The organism is Vibrio sp. VP6 (genome assembly GCF_028823755.1).
Lineage (GTDB): Bacteria > Pseudomonadota > Gammaproteobacteria > Enterobacterales > Vibrionaceae > Vibrio > Vibrio parahaemolyticus.
The window spans coordinates 1-1,823 of the sequence record NZ_JAPEID010000124.1 but is presented as its reverse complement, the minus strand read 5'-3'; the positions used below and the strand labels follow the sequence as shown (position 1 = coordinate 1,823).

At 39.9% G+C, this 1,823-nt stretch carries 2 protein-coding genes; both read left to right on the top strand.

The genetic code is table 11. The features are described 5' to 3' along the window. Positions 1-277: 277 nt before the first annotated feature. Positions 278-967, top strand: coding sequence for a hypothetical protein (locus OU793_RS24345; RefSeq protein WP_159404154.1), 690 nt, complete (start codon positions 278-280; stop codon positions 965-967). Further along, a complete protein-coding gene (locus OU793_RS24340) occupies positions 951-1,283 on the top strand; it encodes a hypothetical protein (protein WP_140104204.1) in 333 nt (110 codons plus the stop codon). Before OU793_RS24345 ends, OU793_RS24340 begins: the two co-directional genes overlap by 17 nt. Positions 1,284-1,823 lie beyond the last annotated feature (540 nt).

Below are 1,823 nucleotides of genomic sequence, written 5' to 3'. Positions count from 1 at the left end.
AACGACTGTATTGGGAAAACTCTAAAACCGTGGCCAAATTTAGTTGACCACTACACCCTTCATAACATATCGATGAAGTACTCTTTGACCTAATTGAATTAATGTTCCTAATATAAAATAAGTGGCCTATCAAGTTGTTGGCTATTCATACAAGGTAATGGCACACCAACCTCTCTGAACAATGTCTGTGATGATTTAGTAGTGCTCGAAAACCTAAGTGTTGGTAGTAACGTAGTACCTGTTTGGGATGTATCACACAAAATTCAATGGAGTGACAATGACAAAAAGGTTATTTGAAAGATTTACTACCGAGATGACGGAGCGAGAGTATTACGATAGGTATGGACTCGATATAGAGATTCTTCAATACCTATGGAACCCCGTTTTTGCAATAGCCATGAATGGGGAGCCTTTACCCCAAATAGGCAAAACAATACAGGACATGTTAAATCTATGGTATGGCTGGGTCGATAGTATGGAGGATTATGAAATATCGAACATCGGTAATAATGACGGTGTAGACAATGACTACGTACGTGAAGTTTTTCGCGATTTATACTGTGATGTATTCAAAGGTGTGAATAAAAAGCTAATACTTCCTGTCATTATTCATCCCTATAGCCACCCTGGTTTTATTGCTGACATAACCGATGTGCAAAATGCAGGGGAAAAGCTAGAGGCAACATGCATAGTTGATGAGACCGACATCATAGCTTTCTCACCCAAAAACTTAGTAAAGCATTTCAAATACACTGAGTTTGACGCTAAGACTCTCTTCAAGAACCTTCAGGAGTCGAGTATAACCAGTAATGTCATGCCTCTTAAAATGATAAAGCCAAGACCAATAAAAGAACCGTTCTTTAGATTAATAAATATTCTTCCTCTGACCGACGGTATAAAGTGTTCTTGGCCACACTGTTCCAAGTTAAACTCTTTAAATAACGAACAAGATGCTGAATTTTTTTGAAAAAGAACTTAAAGCATTACCTAACGAGCCCATCCCACCATTCCCCGTCTCGACATGGAGAAATATAGCTAAAGGGCAGTATGAAAGGCTCAACCAAGGTTCTGACTGGAATAATTTAACCAATGAAAGCCAGAAAAGACGAATAGTAAACTCAATCCGCCACAACTCAGTTGGATACGTGCTTTCTTGGTCTCCCACATATGACAAAAACGAAGCGCATGACCGAAGCTTTGAAATCATTATGCGGAAAATTATTCAAACCTACCCATACCTTGCTGACGAATGTCGTAAACAGCTCGACAACCGAGGTATTTAAATACACCACAAAAGAAGTTTTGATTTATTAGTCGAGCATTGTATTCGTTTAACGAACATCATAAGTGATGTGATAGTCTATCAATCTTTTTGTTGGCAACATTGAACGTAAACCACTATTAACGCCGCTGTAATTGCAGTATAGGTATAGGCTGTCGTGAATGAGGACTCACTAAGTCATGAGAGAAAGAATATCAACCGGGGTGAGGTGTTGACTGAATTGAAAGAGATATATACTAACTTCCCGTTTTAGCTGCGAGTTGACCTGACCTAAATGGGTCTATAAACGCAAAGGTGAAATTGTTTGCTATTGTACGAAGCATAACAAGGCGTTTATCTGGACTTACCGTGCTCTTCGACAAGGAAGCGTGCTAAATAACCAGTGTCCGGATAGCTGTCGTGAGGACAAAGTCTCCAATATATGATCTTTACCTAGGCTCAGCAATTTGGGCGTTTGAGAGCAGCCTTAGAGGGGAGCTCGTGGAGCGGCTTTGTTGCGTAATTCGATGGAACTAAATCAAGAAACTACGATCTGAGCGGC